Origin of the sequence: Gilliamella sp. App2-1 (assembly GCF_001690255.1) — a bacterium.
Lineage (GTDB): Bacteria > Pseudomonadota > Gammaproteobacteria > Enterobacterales > Orbaceae > Gilliamella > Gilliamella apicola_G.
In genome coordinates, this window is record NZ_LZGR01000026.1 from 1 (window position 1) to 18547 (window position 18547).

Consider the following 18547-nt stretch of genomic DNA (forward strand, 5'->3'; position numbering starts at 1 on the left):
ATATTGTCAATGTGTTGTTTTAAATCTTTTACTTCAATCCCCGTTTTGAGGCGTTTCAGTGACTGATTTTGCCATAAATCACCTTGATTGATTAAATATCTGTTGATATATTTAAAACTAGAGGTGGGTACGTCCCACCTTTGATGGTTAATTGACTGGAAATGATATCAATATTATAAACAAGAGAATTAAGCGTATATTTATTCTTTTACTCTTTTCAATTCTTATCGAAAGCTGAGGGTTTATTTTATCAAGTTCCTTGCTGGATGGTTGCTGTTGCAGGATGCTTACTATAAAAGTCGATGTTTTATATAACATATTAAATTTTTACAGTGATTGGATTTATTTTAAATGGATTTTATGGGAAAAATAACTATCTTACTTTTATTTACGCTGTTATTGGTTTATTCAGCACAGAACTTTAATTCAGCTAAAACACATTTAACTAAATTATATAAATCAAACCCTAATCAAACTACATTTTATTGCGGCTGAGAATTTTCGTGGATAGATAAAAAAGTGTTGTTGATTTTGACAAATGTGGATAACAGACAAGAAAAATCAGGCTAGAGCTGAACGCATTGAGTGGGAACATGTTATACCTGCCGAAAATTTTGGTAGACACCTAACATGCTGGCAAGCAGGTGGACGTAAAGCGTGCAAAAAAGATACTACCTTCAATCTTCACTAAAGAATTTAATCAGTATGGACAGCGTAAAAGCGCTGTGGATTTTAAAGCTCGTATATTCCTGCCGCGTAACGAAATCCGAGGAATGATAGCTCGCAGCTATCTTTACATGTCTGATAAATATAAAATTAATTTATCTAATCAAGAAAAGAAGCTGATGATGGCGTGAAATAAAATGTATGCACCTGAAAATTGGGAATGCAAGCGTAATGAGCATATAGCAAAAGTGCAAGGTAATGATAATAAGTTCGTTACTGGGTGGTATATATAATGAAAAAGTTAATCATATTATTTTTAATTATTTTTTGGTCGCAAATTGTAGATGCGGCGGTAATCCATAATATAACGTATCGTGGTTCAGATCCTGATGCAATTAGGTTGATCGGTGGTGTATCTTTTTTTGCTTTGATTTGTATCTGTTTTATTATGGCCAATTTTCTATTAGAAGAGACTGACAAACCAAAGGATGAGCAAGACAAATTAAAGCAAAATGGAGTGCGTTCTAGCAAAAAAAACAAGCCAGTGAACGAGAAATTCAAGAAATACGAAATATACACTTCTAAGAATTTTAAAAAGAAAAAATGAAATCGCTTGACTGTGTTTTTTTGTGTCCAGATTTTGAGTAATTCACTCAATACCAAATCGACAGCAATGCTATATACACATCATAATAAACAGCATTAGACTAAAGAGCGATTTAACTTTATGAAAAAATTAGGGAAGTAAGCAAGTAGAATGCTATTAAACTGGAAACGAGTTAAGTCAATTATTGAAAATAAGCAACATTCCTTCCACCAAAATAAAACTCAAATTTTAAGCAAAAAAATCGGTCAGGAAAAGTATTGATTTTATTGAGGTTTTTTTTGCGAAAAATTTGTTTATTTTGAAGTTGTTAGCATTTAAAGAGCTATTCGATGATATCATTTTTACCCTCATTTTATCTCACTAATAAAAGATAGATTTAAGGTAATCACTTTAAAGGCTTTTTAGGTAAGGCTTTAGAATGGTACGCCTAGGTGGACTCTAACCACTGCCCCCCCACTATGTTAAAATTAGGTTCTAACACTAAAAATAATGATATAATTCAATTAATTATTTGCTTTTAACTGTAAGAAAAAACAGGGGTTTAGGGAGTGTTATAGATATCAATAACTTAAACGAGTTTTACCCCCGCTTAAATTACGATTTGGATGTGCGGAACTTCAACCCATTCGGTATGGTTTTTGGTATAAAATTTAGTTGATTTTTCATCGCTATGAGCCATTCTAGTTTGAGAGTTTATTCCTCTATGTGTATAGGGAACAGCAGATAAATCAACATTCATTAGACAGCAAGCCCGGTTTATCCCTATGTGTATAGGGAACACTGAATGGAAATACAGATGGCATCAATCTTTAACGGTTTATCCCTATGTGTATAGGGAACACTTTATTTTCAAAAATATTCTCGTACTCATTTGCGGTTTATCCCTATGTGTATAGGGAACACGTTTTTCAGATAATCGTATGGCGGCTCCGATCCGGTTTATCCCTATGTGTATAGGGAACACGGCTTTTACCGCTTCCCGTTTAGCGGATAGTTCGGTTTATCCCTATGTGTATAGGGAACACCCATTTATTAATCATAGCGCCCTCCTATTTGGCGGTTTATCCCTATGTGTATAGGGAACACACTCGTCTTGCTCCATATTTCCGTAAGCGAGGCGGTTTATCCCTATGTGTATAGGGAACACGAGCAACGTATTCGGGACGGCATTAACAACGACGGTTTATCCCTATGTGTATAGGGAACACAACTTCTTCTCTCGCAATTCGTTCATATTTAGCGGTTTATCCCTATGTGTATAGGGAACACTCCAATTATAACACATTGTTTTATTATTAAAATATTTAACACCAAATTTCTACCAACTTTTTCAATGATTTTAATAATAACAATGATTTTATAATGCATTGTTTTTATTAAAGTAATATTAGAATAAAATAGAGGGAATATTAGGATTTTTCATTCCACCAATTAATCTTTAAATTTCATATAGTTATAGCACAGTCAGCAATAAAACTGAGCTTTTCTTTATTAAAAAAGACGGAATTTCTAGTTAACATATCCAGAAATCTATACCGCTTCAGCATAAAATTATTTTTCATTTAACAGGTTAAAAAATGTACTTAATAAAGTATGGCGTTGCTTAAATCGCTTTTTAAATAAAGGCGTTAAGCAGCTACCAGATACTCGTTTAGTTAACAGATATTATTGATATTAAGCAAAAGTATTGATTAAAAAGGTTAACGTTGCGTTAAAATGGTTTATACTCTGTTCCCATTATCGTTTATGCTTAAAACAATACTATAAATAACGATAAGCCAATCACCTCATTAACAATAAAATATAGAGATTTTAGGGAAAATAGGAAAACAATATGGACAACACGCTTAATCCCTTAATCGGTGAATTTGGGGACGGATTAGTGACGGGTTTAGGGGGCGTTAGCCATAATCGCTATAGCTTAACTGTTGAGGGGCTGCGCTCGCCGATTTCGGTTTGAAGTGCTGCGCAGTCATGGTTTGACGGGCATTGATTACCGTCTAGAGTTAAAAGAGAGCTATCCTGAGCGGGAGTTTATCACGCAGTGGCAAGAGAGTGACCTTGAATTTATTCAACGCTTATTGGCCGATGTGGGTATCTGGTTTCGCTTTGAAACCCACGCCGAGCACCACTGTGATGTAATGGTGTTAAGTGATTATGAGCAAGGCTATGCGCAGGTGGCTAATATTGACGATAAACCACCCAGTGGCACGCTCGATAGGGGTGTGGAAAGTGTGTGGGATATCAGCCTGCATAGCGAAGTGGTGGTCTCCTCAGTCAAAGTACAAGACTATCACTACCGTGATGCCCTCGCCAATTTACGGGGAGAAGTTAACACCCAACCCAAAGACCTGACCACCTATGGCAGCGACTATCGTTATGCTGAGCACTATCAAGGCTTAGCGAGTAACGGACAGGAAAATCCACACACTCGTGATGATGATAATCGTGATAACGGCAATAATTCTAATGAGAATAATACGCATGACGAAAATCAGATTGAAAGCGGTCAATGGTATGCCCGTATTCGCCATGAACAGGCGATTAGCCAGCAAATTATCCTCAAAGGCAAGAGTAACCGCTATAATCTTGCTCCCGGTCAATGGATTAACCTCAACGGCAGCCCGCTAGCAGATATTAATGACGGTATCATTATTTTAAGTGTACAGGGGCAAGGTCACCGCAGTGATGCTTATGCACTTACCTTTACCGCCATTCCTTATCACCCCTTAAAACCTTATCGCCCTGCGCCCATACGCTGGCCACAAGTCAGTGGTACTTTACCGGCAAGGGTCACCAGTCCCGACAATGACACCTATGGCTATATTGATACCCAAGGACGCTATCGGGTTAAATTTAACTTTGATTTAAAAGAGTGGAAAAGTGGCATGGAAAGCTTGTGGGTCCGTTTAGCTAAACCGTATGCGGGTAACACCTATGGCTTTCACTTTCCCTTAATTGACGGCACTGAAGTGGCCATCGCCTTTATGCAGGGCAATCCCGATAGGCCGTATATTGCCCATGCGATGCATGACAGTGCTCACCCCGACCTTGTTACCACCATTAACAAACACCGCAATGTGATTCGCACGCCGGCTAATAACAAACTGCGCATGGATGATAAACGCGGGCAAGAGCATATTAAACTGGCCACCGAATACGGCAAAACTCAACTTAATTTGGGGCATTTGGTCGATAATAAAAAACAACCCCGCGGTGAAGGCTTTGAGCTGCGCACCGACGAATGGGGGGCGATTGCCGCCAATAGAGGCTTATACTTAACCACGCAAACTGAGCCGAAAGCGCAAGGCAAACAGCTCGATATGCAAGCGGCAATAAGCCAACTTGAAAATGCCCTCTCCATTGCCAAAGCCCTACAAAATGCCACCACCCAGTCCGAGGCGCACAGCGCCGATACCGACAGCCAAGCGCAACTTAAAGCCAACTTAACTCAGCTAACCCAAAGTGGCCTACTGGCCTATGCGCAAGAAGGCATTGCCTTAACCAGCCCTGAAAACATCCAACTGACAACAGCTAGCAGCCTCACCTTAACCAGCGAACATCAAACTGATATCAACGCTTTAAACAACGTCACCCTCTCATCGGCTGAAGCGATTGGCTTATTTGCCCAAAAATCAGGCATGAAACTGTTTGCCAACCAAGGCGATATTGAAGTGCAAGCCCAAAACGCCAACCTCAATATGGCGGCCAAGCAAGATATTAAAGTGGATAGCGTGGATGGCAAGGTAACCATTACCGCCAAAGATAACATTACCCTCATTTGTGGTGGCTCTTATATCAAAATCAGCAGTGAAGGCATTGAACTGGGTACACAGGATAATATCTATCTTAAATGCAATGTCTTCCAGAAGATGGGGGTATCGTCGTTAGATTATAAATCGACACTTTTATCAGGTGCTATTCCTCAAACTTTCACCACACAAGATAAACAAGAAGGAATAACGCTGTATCTTGAAACCGATGATGGTTACCCAATTCCAACGACTAAATATCAAGTTTGTTTTGATAATGGTGAATTTAGACAAGGTCGTTTAGATCGCGAAGGAAAAGTGGTATTAAAACATGTTCCTCCTAATATGGACTATTATTATCAGTTTCCAGATGATGATGACATTTTAGCGAAAGCCAATGCTCAACGATTGCATAAAGCCATTGAAACGATAAATTCAGAACAAATGATTGGGTATTTAACTTATTCCAAAAATACCATTGAAATGACAATTGATGCCTATAAGGAAATTTATGGAAAAGACATGGTAAAAGATATTTACCAAGCATTAGGGCCTTACCACAAAGATAAATTAGCTATCGATTATTTATTTGCAAAAGCAGATATCAAAACGACTAAATATAAAGTATCTATAAATAAGGAATAACCATGCAAAATTATCGAATTGTGGCTAAACCCAATTTAACTAATGTGATACGTGGAAAGATCATGTCTTTTTCTTTACAAAGAATCAATCCCGACGCACCTGCGCTTGAACAAATTAGGGCTTCATGGAGGTGTTATCACCATATTTCGTTCAGAACTGATGATAAATACCTAGGAAAAGTCATTAATGGACCTCAAAATTCAACTCAATGGAACGAAGTAAAATGGGCTATTGAAGGGCGTCACAAAATTGTTTGCGAAATAATATATGGTAACCGAAAGGAATATATTGAATATATCCAAAATGTGATTAATGCAAAACAAAGTGTTGCGTATTCCACAAATACTGCCGAAGAGTCAGAAAATCCATTTATTTTTTATAAAAATTTAACTCAGCAAATTGACTGGATCTTAGTGCAAGAAAAGCAACAGCAGCTATCATCCGAGGATGAACAGGCCTATCAAAATCGAATGGAATCGTTAAAGCTCTTCAAGGATAAACTCAAATTTTTGCTTGATAAAGTGCCAGCTGATTGCCGCGAAAACTTTGGACAAGTTCACGTTAAACATATTTCAAGCATTTATGGTGAACGTGAAGATATGTCATTAAGAGTGGGCTATTTTTATAATGATAACGAAGTTCATTTAATTGACTGGACTAACCCCGTCGACAGATCATTTTGTGGTGTCTATGTTGGCAAAGGCGAAACAAAAGAAGACGCCATTAAGCAAGCACTTGAATGTTGGGATAAAGATAACCGTTATCCAGAAGGCATTATTAAAGGCTATGCCGCAGTAGATAAACAATTTGGCGTCGCAAAAGAAGTCACTTTTGATGATGATAATCGGATTATCTTAGGGAAAGAGATTATTTATGGTGGTATCGAAATTAATTTTGATACAGATGGTAAAAGTGATTCAGATACCTTATCTGATGCCTTAGCATCATTAGGATTTGCGGCAATAGTGGTTGCTGGTGTCATTACATTAGTTGCTCCAGTGCCAGGTTCAAGAGTGGTATCAGGGTTAATATGGTCATCGATTGCGGCGTCAACTACCTCGGCTGTTATCAATATTGCCGATCGGCATAGCGAAGGGTTTAGTAATTGGAAAGATGATTCATTTGACATCTTAACGATAGTTTCTAATGTGTTTGCTGGTGGTACAATTATCGCATCGGCAAAATGGAGTAGTAAAACACTATTATTAACCAATATTAGTCAAAAACAAGCCGTTAAAATCACGTTAATAGGTCAAATAAGTGCAGATTCATTACAAGGCATTTTGATAACTGAAGAACTAGCCGAAGCCATTTATTCAGTGATGCACAATAAAACGCTACCAGCCGATATCAAATTAGCTAAAATTTCTGCACTAATCAAAAGAGGCATCATGGATGGGATACTTATCACAATAAGTATTCACGGAAGCAAAAAAAACCTTACTGCATTAAAGAATGATCCGTCTCCCTCTAAAACCACGATGAGCCTGGAAAAGATAGATCGATATATTTCAGGTGAAGAACATTTCCCAAAACCGGGTATTGAAAATTCGCTCTCTGAGATACCAAGCAACATACCGAGCCAAAAAACAGAGTCATCCCCAGTACCCAATAGAGTGGAAAACTCAAATCAGGTATTACCTGCTTCGCCTAATACGGTATCAAATATTGCCGATGAGATACCCAGTTTAATGCCATACACAAAAGATACGCAATATAACAAAACACTTTCAGTTCAAATAACTTATGAAAACGGTGTAGAAAAAACGTTATCTGCTATATACCCACAAAAGTGGGAACTATTAAGTATGGAAAACAAAGCAAAAGCGGTACCGGGTGAATATTTTCATAGAATATTGGATGAAAACTTAATTAAAGGTAAAGAGCGCTCATTATTAACTGAGAACACAGGACACGTTTCCGATGCAATTAATTTAGAAACAGGCATAAGGAAAGATAATACGGTTAATAAAGAAAGTCGAACGACAGTTAATACTAATTTTAAAACAGAAAAAAAGAAAGAAAGCAAGTATGGCGGTAAGAAGAATACTTTTGAAAAATTTAGACCAACCACCGCAAGTTCTAATGAGTTCAGTTTAATTATTGATGGAAAAAATGGTATTTTGTCAACACTTTCAAAGGATGGCATTATTGATTTTAAAATCAATGCTGTAAACTCTCCAATCCGCGGTTCCGATATGTTTTCACAAATGATGAATCATTATGGTGAGAATGTTAAAAGTATTAGAGGTAATTGGATGAATCTTGAAAAATCTGCTACAAATAAAAACCTTGGTATCATTAATAAATTAACCTCTCAAGGAGTTTCTTTAGAAGAAGCGGTAACTCATACTTGGACAGCTAACCAAGCAGCTAAATATGGATTTTCTCAATTGGAAATTTTGTTAGCACGAGTAAAAGGAACCCCAGGTAATTATACAAAGGTTGAAGTATTATTTTCTAAATCAAAAAATGAGATTATAAAATGAATTTAAATGAAGAATTATTAGAACTATTAAGAGAAAATGCTAAAAAAGGTAAAGAGATTAATTTTTTAATAAAGTTAATCAAGGATAGAGTTGATTCTAGTGACTTTAATTCTTTTCTTGTAATAAATTACTTTATGCAAGCGTATCATTTATCTTTTTGTCAAATAAAAGAGTTACCAGGTGCTTTTTGTATGGGAGGAGGCGTATACTCTGATGAGGAAATCAATGCACTTATTTATCCACATATAAAGAAAAGTTTATAACAATCATATTGCCTCTTTGTAATTGGATACAGCAAAAATATAACCTATACTAAATCTTGAACACTAGGTGTTGATAATATAAAAAGATTAAGGTTCCCATATTATGATAGTCAGAATAGAACTGAATCAACTAGAAAAGCGCAGTAATGACTACTTTTATAACGATACGCCATTTAATGGCGAAGCTTACGATCATCGTGACAATCAGCTTTATCAAGTATATGAAATTACCGACGGTATTATTACTGGTAGTCGAGATTATGGCGCTTTACAAGCCGAAGGTATGATTAAAATTGATTATGATTTATTGAACAGTGGTGAATATTTTGATTATGAGATGAATCAATTGCCATACTATTTTCAAGGACAACCATTCACTGGTATCGCATATGAATACAGATTTGGTTTTGTATTGGCTGAAGCAATATTTATTAACAGTTGGTTAGTTGAATATATCAGTTTTTTTGCTGATGGAACTGGTAGATTAAAACGTTACGAAAAAAATGACATTGATATTACCGAAACAACTGGAGATAGAGAATGGTATTTAGAATGGGAAAATAATGCATATAAAAGGATTGAATCTCGCTATTTAGATTATGCAGGAACAGCTCATTCAGGCAACATAAAATTATATTTCAACGAGCAAAAACAGATTAAACAAGTGATTATAAAAGATGATTATGCTTATGTTTCACTATTAGTGCCTAGGGATGATTTAGGTCTTGATTTTAAAACTTTTGATGATTTATTGGCAAAACAAGATATTTTTGCCGATAACCTATCTATCTGGTCAATTGAGGATTCATTATTTAACCAATGGTTAGATCGCGGGCTTTTAAATCAGGTTAAGCAATTAGAGTTATATCACACTAATGTTCAACCTTTGACTATAACAAAAATGCAGCAATTGCAATCTTTGCAACAATTAAAAATATCAGAATGGAAAATTGATGAAAATGATAAGCCTTTATTCATTAAACAACAAAAACAACGCTTTTTAGAGTTAGCCTCAGCACTCTTCTTATTGAAAGAAAGTTGCTCTATTGACGTCATTTTAGAGGATGACGATGAAAATATTTTCGAGAAATATTTACCCGATGATTTAAAACAACAGCTTACTTAACAGATTAAAAAATCATGATAGTCAGAATAGAACTCAATCAACTAGAAAAGCGCAGTAATTACTACTTTTATAACGATACGCAATTTAATGGCGAAGCTTACGATCATCGAGATAATCAACTTTATCAGGTATACGAAATTACCGACGGTATTATTACAGGTAGTCGAGATTATGGTGTTTTTGAAGCCAATGGTATGATAAAGGTCGATTATGAATTGTTACATAGCGGTGACTTTGATTATGAAATGAACGACATCCGTTATTCTTATCAAGGAAAACCATTTACAGGTTTATGTTATCAATATAGTTTTGGTTTTGTACAAGCCGAACATTTGTGTATTGATGGTTGGTTTGTTAAAACTATCGGTTATTATCCCGATGGTACAGGTCGAATAAAAAGATACGAAGAAAAACAAATTGATATTACCGAAACAACTGGCGATAGAGAGTGGTTATTGGAGTGGGAAAATAATGTCTGTAAAAGGATTGAATCACGCTATTTAGATTATGCAGAAACAGATCATTCAGGTAATATAAAATTATATTTCAACGATCAAAAACAAATCAGCCGAGCAATTATTGAGGATGATTATGTTTATGTTTCCTTATTAGTACCTAGAGATGATTTAGGTCTTGATTTTAAAACCTTTGATGATTTATTGGCAAAACAGGATATTTTTGCCGATAACCTCTCTCTTTGGTCAATTGATGATTCATTATTTAACCAACTGTTAGATCGCGGGCTCTTAAATCAGATAACGCAGTTAGAGTTATCCTATACAAATATTGAATATTCTACCTTTGCTAGATTAGCTCAATTACCTTCTTTACAGACATTAAAATGTAAAGAGTCTTCCGTATATAAAATAGACCTCGTTGCTGCCGAAAAACAAAAACAGCAATATCGAGCACAAGCACTCGCATTATTTGCCCTACAACAAAATAGCAATATAAAAATAACCTTTAATGACGGCAGAATCGATTATTTTCAGGCATTTTTACCGGATGATTTAAAACAACAGCTTACTTAATAGATTAAAAAATCATGATAGTCAGAATAGAACTCAATCAACTAGAAAAGCGCAGTAATGACTACTTTTATAACGATACGCCATTTAATGGCGAAGCTTACGATCATCGTGACAATCAGCTTTATCAAGTATATGAAATCACCGACGGTATTATTACTGGTAGTCGAGATTATGGTGTATTTGAAGCCAATGGTATGATAAAGTTAGAACAGGGCGAAAAGGAGAATAAAATGAATGAGATAAAAAATAAAACTGAGTCTAACCCACCGATTCGGGTAGAGTTAAGTCATTTGCAACGGATTGATGGCTTGTACTTTTTAAATGATGTATTGTTTCGTGGATTGGCTTATGACCATCGGAATAACTAAACTTAATAAATATATTTAATAATAATCAATACAGAAGTGAATATTATCGCATTGAATTAATAACAGTAATAATGTTATCTTACTCAGTTAGTTTCAATGTATTGATTCATTGATAAATAATGTTTTAAAGAAAAGATAACTTAATATGATACTTGCAATTGATGTTTATTACATTGATAACCGCGCCAAATCGGTCGGCGTTTTATTTCATCATTGGACTGATTCAACCTCAGCAATTGAACAGGTAATCACTGATTATCAAGATAATGTTGCGCCCTATCAATCAGGTCAGTTTTATCAACGTGAATTGCCTTGCATTATGTCACTGCTTGATAAAATTGATTTAAGTAAACTTACCTGCATTGTGATTGATGGTTATGTGCATTTGGATGAAGGTAAGATAGGGCTAGGTGGGCATTTGTATCATGCATTAAACAAAACCATCCCTATTATTGGTGTTGCTAAAAAGCCGTTTTCAGGCAATAGCGAGTATTTGATCGAGGTTCTTCGTGGTCAAAGTAAGCACCCGCTATATGTTACCTCGATAGGCATACCGCTAATAAATGCAGCCAATAGCGTGCAATCAATGGCAGGTAAACACCGAATACCTGATGTGCTGAGCTATTTAGATCAACAAACAAAATTGTTTAAACACGAACAATAACGGATTAGATTGAATTTGGCTAGGATGGATTGAATTACAGTAATGCGGACATTCGCCGACCCAATAAGAGTCGGTTAATGGTTGAGTTAAATTAGGTATAGGAAAACGCCGAGTTGTTTACGCGCCATGATTAAAACAATCCGCTAAAACCCATAAGGCGTTTTCCTTAAAATCGCTTTATGGATTTTAACGGTATTATAAAAATTAATAAAGTGAGCTTTTATTGCCTGTCTTTTGTGTTATAAAATAACTTGAATGTCAGATTAAGTAAAGACTATTACACCTTAATCAAAAATCGACCTTCTCCTTTAACCCTGTTATCAATAAACCATTAACTTCCGCTATCCGCTCATTAAGTGACTGGCCCACGTTGAGTCATAAACGCATCTTGTATGGGGTGATTACTGAGTTTAGTCTGTTATCGGTCAATAAAGAGGAAGCCCATTATCAGGTGGTGTTATCCTCGTATTTTATTAATAAATGAGAGAATTGGATTGAAGGGTTTATTTGAAAATAAAAATTTAATATTAATATTAGATATTAGTGATAAAAATGATATAACCGGATTATATAAAATCGGGGACCAAGATTCGATTAACATGTTAAACGGTAATATCATTAATAAAAGCATTCAATTAGAATCAGAATGTAACTATCCCCTAAAATAGTACAGCAAAAAGTAGAAAATTCTCTATGATACAAGTAAAGAGGATTTAATTATGAAAAAAATGACTGAACATCAAATCGTCGCTATTTTAAAAGAAGCTGAAGCAGGTATTCCTGTCAAGGAACTCTGCCGTAAATATGGCATGGGGAATTCAACTTTCTATAAATGGCGAGAAAAATACGGCGGAATGGAAACGTCAGATATCAAACGCTTAAAAGAGCTGGAGGCTGAAAACCGTAAGCTTAAGCAGATGTTTGCCGAACTGAGCTTAAAATCCCAGCTTCAGGAAGAAATCATAAAAAAGCTTTAGTGCCAACTGGGGCACGTAAAACGTGGGCACAGCAACTACAACAAAATCATTTGGTTACTATTGCTATGAGTTGTGCCATTGTTGGCTTAAGTCGTTGTGCTGACTATTATCAACCTAAGTTACAGGATGATTCGGTGATTGTTTCGGTATTGAATGCTATCACAGACCGGCATTTACGCTGGGGCTTTCCTAAATGCTTTAATCGTATCAGAAAGCTCGGCTATAAATGGAATCATAAACGGGTATATCGGGTGTATTGTGAATTAAAGCTTAATCTCAGGGTAAAGCGTAAAAAACGTATTCCTCCACGAAGCCCAGAAAGGCTATTGGTTCCTAATAAACAAGGTGAATGTTGGTCAATGGATTTTATGAGTGATAGTAGCTGTAATCAACGTCGCTTTAGGACATTCAATGTCATTGATGACTTTAATCGTGAGGCGTTAGGTATTGATATTGCAGTAAGCTTACCGGCAGTGAGAGTTACCCGTTACTTAGATAAACTGGCTGAATATCATGGCTATCCATTAAAAATACGCGTCGATAATGGACCAGAATTTACAGGAAAAACCTTTATAAACTGGGCTAAATCACATGATATAGCCATTGATTATATCCAGCCCGGTAGCCCTTATCAAAATGGCTATATTGAACGATTTAATCGCACCTATCGTACTGAAGTACTCGATTTATATCTTTTTAACAACTTAGCACAAGCAAGGAGAATAACCGAAGAATGGTTAACGATTTATAACACCGAAAGACCGCATGAGGCATTAAATAACATGACGCCGATTGAGTATAAAACACTAAAACAAACAGCATGATTTTCTACTTGAATCTTGTACTAAGTTTGGGGTATTTACAACCGAATCATCCAGTAACTTAGGTTGATAATAGTAAGCACAACGGCTTAAGCCAACAATGGCACAACTCATAGCAATAGTAACTGAATGATTTTGTTGTAGTTGCTGTGCCCACGTTTTACGTGCCTTTGTGGGCACTAAAGCTTTTTTATGATTTCTTCCTGAAGCTGGGATTTTAAGCTCAGTTCGGCAAACATCTGTTTAAGCTTACGGTTTTCAGCCTCCAGCTCCTTTAAGCGTTTGATGTCCGAAGTTTCCATGCCGCCATATTTTTCCCGCCATTTATAGAAAGTTGAATTACCCATGCCATATTTACGACAGAGCTCCTTGACAGGAATACCGGCTTCAGCTTCTTTTAAAATAGATACAATCTGATGTTCAGTCATTTTTTTCATAATTAAATCCCCCTTTTACTTTTATCATAGAGAATTTTCTACTTTTTTGCTGTACTATTTTAGGGGTAGTTACAACCTCACTCCTAACTTGTGTTAGTTCCTACTACATCTGATTCTCATAATCCAGTAAGAGTCTTCCTTTTCAAAATAGACTTTAGGATTATTAGCGATAGATTCAAGAGGAAATTCGTCACTAGAGATTATTGGTATTTTTTCAGTCATATCCGAATTGCATAAATATAGAGAATTGTTGAAACTGCGAACATTTAGCAGATGGCTTTCAATATCTGTTTTATTTAAAGCAAAATTACTAATTTGAGTTAATTTATCTTCATTTTTATTGATCTGTTCGCTAGAAAACAACCTTACCCACTGGTTTGTATTTTCATTACAGTACAATTTAATCTGTTGAGAATTATTTTTTAGTAGTGTGATTAACTTTTTTTTATTTAAACTGATTTGTTTTATATCAAGTACCTTAGAAAGGTCAAATGATGCTACTCTTGATTTTAATCCCGCCAAATAGATTTTCACTGAATCCATATTAGGAACACCTATTTCACAATAAAGAGCTAATTTTTCTAGATACTCTGAGTCTTCATCTAGTTTTAAATCTAAAAATTTTCTTGTAATTGCATTAATTGCCCAAGGTAATGTCATAGAGAAATAAGAAACACATATATTTTGACCATTCTTGTGAATAGCTATTTCTGATAACGGTTTTGCACTAAACCATTTCACTCGAACCTCATCTAGTTCTTTTTCTTCATAATTATGCTTAAAAGTAACAGTTGGGAGTTGTTGAATTAGCTTTTCGATGTTTTTTGAGAATTCAGATAAGTCAGTAACAGAACCTTCTGACTCTTTAAAAGCTCTTATGATTGCTTTTATTGGTTCAACGTAACCATCTAGTGCTTTAGATGAACTTAATGGAATACCAGACCTAATGATACTTTCCCAATTTACATAATCTCCAGCCATGCTAATAACCGCTTTATTTCTGTTTTTAAGAAAACTTATAATCTCCTCTTGAGAAATATCTTCGTTTTGTTTAGCCTGAATATAAGCAAGTGAACGCTTGAATGCGTTATCAATCCAAGCAGAGGGATCATCTTGGTTGTTTGAACCATTCTTGTAATTTAATGCTAATAAAGTATCGTCTAACCAATCGAATACTTTCTTAAAGTATTCTGAATAGCTATTGTCCCTATTTTGTAATAAAGAAAAATCGTTATTAGCAACCAACTGCAATAACAAATCAAAGTTAACGTTACATTCTTTGGCAATCCTTTTGAGCTTTCTTATTAATGCTAACAATCCACTCTCTGCACGTTCCATTTTCGATACATCAAAGTATTCATGACAAAAATCAAGATCTCTTTTACTATTCCTACCAGTTTCATCAATACAGTACAATACTTTACCTTCTATATCTGTAAAGGCTCTTCCTGCTCGACCAGCAATATTCCAAAAGTCTTTTGAGTTGATTTTAGTTTCGTCTTGATGGTTTATAAATACGTCAGCAAAAATCACTGTTGATATACCTATATTAACTCCTTGACCTAGGCTTGAGGTCGAAACAATAACCTTCACATTTTCTAAGCGCATTAATTGCTCAATCAAAATTCGCACATCATTAGGCAATTTTCCAAAATGACATAGAATTCCATATTGAGCCAATGCATATATTTCACTCACACCAGCCTCATCACAAGCAAGTCTAAATAATTCAAATATTTCTTTATTTTTATAATTGTGTAATTTAGGGGAGCTCCCCATTGCTTTTAACACCCTCTTAGCTGAAAAGACAATATATCTAGCTTGCGCAATAAACATCAAAACAGTCCCAAATTGTGATAGTTTTAATGCTGTAGCAGCAATGCCATCATTTTTGTCATTGGGGAAATATTTAGTTCTTGCACGGGGTGGTAAGAATTTCTCGACAAAGTTTCTGTTAAATGAGTTTGGTTTACCAATCCATTCTATGGTTATATTTTGATCACGCGTCCACTTAATTATTCCAAATCTTTTGTCTGCAACTGTTTTATCAGTTTTAAAAACACTGTTACTATCTTCAGCTATCCATTGAGCAATATCACTTGTATTGGGTAGAACAGCGGAAAGAAGCATGATCTTACCATTATTTTTATTGATATGATGCTTTAGTTCTTCAATAAATAATTCGATTTTAATTAATCTTTCTTCTACCCCAAGCAGATGTCCTTCATCGATAATCAGTAAACTAATTTTATTGGCGAGTTCTTCATCTGCTCTAATTATTGCCTTAGCTTTTTCAGGGGTTGCAATAATCAAACTTGAGTTTTCGAACAGTTTTTTATCTAGCTTACTAAACTGTCCCCCACCATATAGTAACGTAGAAGAAAAACCTAATGGAGATAGCGTTTTTTCCATTGATTCTTCTACTTCATAAGATAATGAACGAAACGGAGCAAGATATAGTACTTTAGACAAGGGGTTAGCAATGAACGTTTCCAAAATAGCGATCTCTGCTATTCTTGTTTTTCCACTACTTGTTGGTAGACTGAGTACGATATTTCTTTTATCTTGCATTTCCTGTAATGCATTATATTGAGCATAGAACAACTCTGTAATTGGGGGCGTTCTTAATGCTAATTGAACCACATAATCTTCCGTAATATCACTCTCAATTAATTTAGGTAGCACACTCCAAAATGAGTATTGATTAAATACATCCAGTAATATTATTAACAACCTTGATAACCACCAAACGGCTGGTTCATCGTCTATAGAAGCCAACTCTTTCAAATCAGATAAAAATTCTCGTCCCAGACTAAGGTACTCTTCTTTGCCTGAATAAATATATTCCAATACCAGATTGAGAGATTTAGACAAAATAACTGTATAATTTTTATTATTCTGTTCTAACTCGTCATCACAAACCTTATCATATTCAATACCAAACTGAACTCTATTAATTTCATGGATGAGTGACTGAAAGTCTTTACTCAAAAAATTGCTAATTAGATGTATTAATGATGATTCAGTTCTAACATTTTTGATAGCTATAAATGATTTTGAATATTGAGAGGCTAGATAAAAAGACAAGCTACTAACAACCAAGTAAAAGCTACTTTGATTATTAGCTTCAGATAAAGGAGCATGAGTATAATAAATAATGTCGCCTGCTTTCTCAAAAGCTTGTAAAGCAACTTCATTATCTGTATTTTTCTCTGTTATTGCACATGCAATAGATAAGTATGCAAAAGCAATACTATTAACTCTCTCGGTTAGCTTTTCGGTAAAATTTGGAAAGTTAGCTTTATCCTCTTTGACTGTCAAAAGAATATTTTTCGCGTTAGATTGTGCAATTAAATTTTGAGCAAATTCATCATTTTCAAGTGTATTAAATAACTTCAGAGCTTTTATAATATCCATGTCTACTTCATCACCATTTTTATTGCTTTGTCAAAGCTGTTCTTAACAAGCTGAGTGGGGTTATCTTCACCATAAGATACAATGACAAGATTATTATTATCAGAATCTAGATGTTTCTCGATAGTCGTATATGCAGAAGGTTCACTGTGATAAAAGCCAACATAAGTGACTGGAGTTTTTTTGGTATGAAGGTTTGTGATCAAATCATCAATTTCGTCCGCTAAAGCAACGTTACCTATTTCTGCCAATCTATCGCTAACAAAAGTTAAAGATATGGGTAAATTCTTATTTGATAACGATTCAACGATATCATCCAGAGCTTTTTTATTTTTAGTCTCTCTGAACTTTGCTTCTCCCATTATTACTCTATTTTGAATATTCTGCTTTTCAAAAAGTAATAAATCGTCCCCTTTCATAGATTGTTCTACATTCGGGTTGTACCTCAATTTGTATACTAGGATTTCTAAACCTGATGTCTCAGAGAGATACTCTGCAAGGATTATTTCACCTAAGTTACCTTTCTGAGTAGTTGCAGATTTAATAGGAAAAGGAACTTTTCCTTCCATATATCTAGCGAAACCATGCTTATCTAAGATTTGCTTTTTCCTTTCAATCCTAGCCATACGAGCCTCAGATGCATGATGCTTAATTATCCATTGAGACAAATAATCAACTAAAGTAGCGCTTTTTATCCCTTTATTTGTAAGCTTTCTATGCTTTTTCCTTGCTGTTGCAGGTGTATCCTCACACTCAAACCAATCAAAAAATAAACCTGACTTAGGATGTTCTCCTATCAGCTTACTTTGAGCAGTTAATTGTTTAGCACTCATAATTTATCCGTATGTTTGCAAGTTATGCTTTCTAATTCAGCCATCTCATTAAGATCATAAAATTGCCTTGTAAGAATAATGCGATTTTTATAAGCTATCTTATAGAGAAAGTGTCCGCTTTTTGTACTAATCTGCCCCTAAACTCAATTATATTCCATGCACTTAAGTTAGCAAGTCAAATATGAGTAGTTACGCTGTTACTGGTTATGTTTTTCCATACACCTAATATATTGTCCTCACCCATCCCCATGCCCTAAATCTGACATGTCCACACTTTTTAGTACCCAAAATATAAGGTCATGCCACGTAAGGAATAGTAGACTAAATTAGGAATTATTTTTTTAGCTTATCGAAATGTAAATACCCCAAACTCAGTACACAACTAACCTAGAAAATACCCCAGCCTATTTTAATAATTTATATTCAATGACGTTTATGCTATTTATTTCTTGGA

General features: G+C 35.1%; 15 protein-coding genes, 2 pseudogenes and 1 CRISPR repeat array. Of the genes and pseudogenes, 12 read left to right on the forward strand and 5 right to left on the reverse strand.

Going from position 1 to position 18547, the window contains the following annotated elements:
- Positions 1–538: 538 nt before the first annotated feature.
- The 3 genes from A9G22_RS11520 to A9G22_RS03810 all read left to right on the forward strand — a co-directional run bounded on the left by A9G22_RS11520 (position 539) and on the right by A9G22_RS03810 (position 1273).
- On the forward strand, positions 539–691 hold the full coding sequence (locus A9G22_RS11520; protein WP_218058736.1) for a hypothetical protein: 153 nt from the start codon (positions 539–541) through the stop codon (positions 689–691).
- A gap of 34 nt (positions 692–725) precedes the next feature.
- Positions 726–857, forward strand: a complete 132-nt coding sequence (locus A9G22_RS11785; RefSeq protein ID WP_442899737.1) for an endonuclease — start codon at positions 726–728, stop codon at positions 855–857.
- A gap of 101 nt (positions 858–958) precedes the next feature.
- A complete protein-coding gene (locus A9G22_RS03810; protein WP_065586343.1) occupies positions 959–1273 on the forward strand; it encodes a hypothetical protein in 315 nt (104 codons plus the stop codon).
- Positions 1274–1862: 589 nt separating this feature from the next.
- Here A9G22_RS03810 and A9G22_RS11790 read toward each other — a convergent pair.
- A pseudogene (locus A9G22_RS11790) lies at positions 1863–1973 on the reverse strand (integrase); the annotation flags it as partial.
- Positions 1974–2025: 52 nt separating this feature from the next.
- A CRISPR array of direct repeats spans positions 2026–2542; the repeat unit is 29 nt; unit sequence CGGTTTATCCCTATGTGTATAGGGAACAC.
- 565 nt (positions 2543–3107) lie between these two features.
- Here A9G22_RS11790 and A9G22_RS11615 point away from each other — a divergent pair.
- The 9 genes from A9G22_RS11615 (at position 3108) to A9G22_RS03855 (ending at position 13412) form a co-directional block, all read left to right on the forward strand.
- Positions 3108–3233, forward strand: a complete 126-nt coding sequence (locus A9G22_RS11615) for a hypothetical protein (RefSeq protein WP_255314940.1) — start codon at positions 3108–3110, stop codon at positions 3231–3233.
- A gap of 1 nt (position 3234) precedes the next feature.
- On the forward strand, positions 3235–5670 hold the full coding sequence (vgrG, locus tag A9G22_RS03815) for a type VI secretion system tip protein VgrG (RefSeq protein ID WP_075508384.1): 2436 nt from the start codon (positions 3235–3237) through the stop codon (positions 5668–5670).
- Positions 5671–5672: 2 nt separating this feature from the next.
- Positions 5673–8159, forward strand: coding sequence for a hypothetical protein (locus tag A9G22_RS03820; RefSeq protein ID WP_075508385.1), 2487 nt, complete (start codon positions 5673–5675; stop codon positions 8157–8159).
- A complete protein-coding gene (locus A9G22_RS03825; protein WP_065568307.1) occupies positions 8156–8422 on the forward strand; it encodes a hypothetical protein in 267 nt (88 codons plus the stop codon). Before A9G22_RS03820 ends, A9G22_RS03825 begins: the two co-directional genes overlap by 4 nt.
- A 103-nt stretch (positions 8423–8525) precedes the next feature.
- Positions 8526–9548 (forward strand): hypothetical protein, encoded by a 1023-nt coding sequence (locus A9G22_RS03830; protein WP_075508386.1) that lies wholly within the window; start codon positions 8526–8528, stop codon positions 9546–9548.
- 14 nt (positions 9549–9562) lie between these two features.
- A complete protein-coding gene (locus A9G22_RS03835; protein WP_075508387.1) occupies positions 9563–10579 on the forward strand; it encodes a hypothetical protein in 1017 nt (338 codons plus the stop codon).
- A gap of 14 nt (positions 10580–10593) precedes the next feature.
- The gene (locus A9G22_RS03840; RefSeq protein WP_075508388.1) at positions 10594–10947 is read left to right on the forward strand and encodes a hypothetical protein; all 354 of its coding nucleotides are present in this window, start codon (positions 10594–10596) and stop codon (positions 10945–10947) included.
- Between the two features lie 145 nt (positions 10948–11092).
- Positions 11093–11611: an endonuclease V gene (locus A9G22_RS03845; protein WP_065586500.1), complete on the forward strand. Its 519-nt coding sequence runs from the start codon at positions 11093–11095 to the stop codon at positions 11609–11611.
- A 719-nt stretch (positions 11612–12330) separates the two neighbouring features.
- Positions 12331–13412, forward strand: a protein-coding gene (locus A9G22_RS03855) for an IS3 family transposase (protein ID WP_442899736.1) whose coding sequence is annotated in 2 segments (ribosomal slippage) — positions 12331–12577 and positions 12577–13412 — 1083 coding nt in all. Because the reading frame shifts where the segments join, the coding sequence is not laid out codon by codon here.
- On the opposite strand, the gene A9G22_RS03860 is transcribed toward A9G22_RS03855, so the two are convergent.
- The 4 genes and pseudogenes from A9G22_RS03860 to A9G22_RS03875 all read right to left on the reverse strand — a co-directional run bounded on the left by A9G22_RS03860 (position 13395) and on the right by A9G22_RS03875 (position 18093).
- Positions 13395–13589 (reverse strand): hypothetical protein, encoded by a 195-nt coding sequence (locus tag A9G22_RS03860; RefSeq protein WP_075508390.1) that lies wholly within the window; start codon positions 13587–13589, stop codon positions 13395–13397. The two genes, A9G22_RS03855 and A9G22_RS03860, sit on opposite strands and share 18 nt — an antisense overlap.
- Before the next feature lie 5 nt (positions 13590–13594).
- Positions 13595–13846: pseudogene (locus A9G22_RS03865) on the reverse strand (transposase); the annotation flags it as partial.
- A 93-nt stretch (positions 13847–13939) separates the two neighbouring features.
- Entirely contained in the window at positions 13940–17263 is a 3324-nt protein-coding gene (locus A9G22_RS03870; RefSeq protein WP_075508391.1) for a DEAD/DEAH box helicase, read from the reverse strand.
- 2 nt (positions 17264–17265) lie between these two features.
- Positions 17266–18093 carry a Hachiman antiphage defense system protein HamA gene (locus A9G22_RS03875; RefSeq protein WP_075508392.1) on the reverse strand — a complete coding sequence of 276 codons (828 nt, stop codon included), beginning with the start codon at positions 18091–18093 and terminating at the stop codon, positions 17266–17268.
- Positions 18094–18547 lie beyond the last annotated feature (454 nt).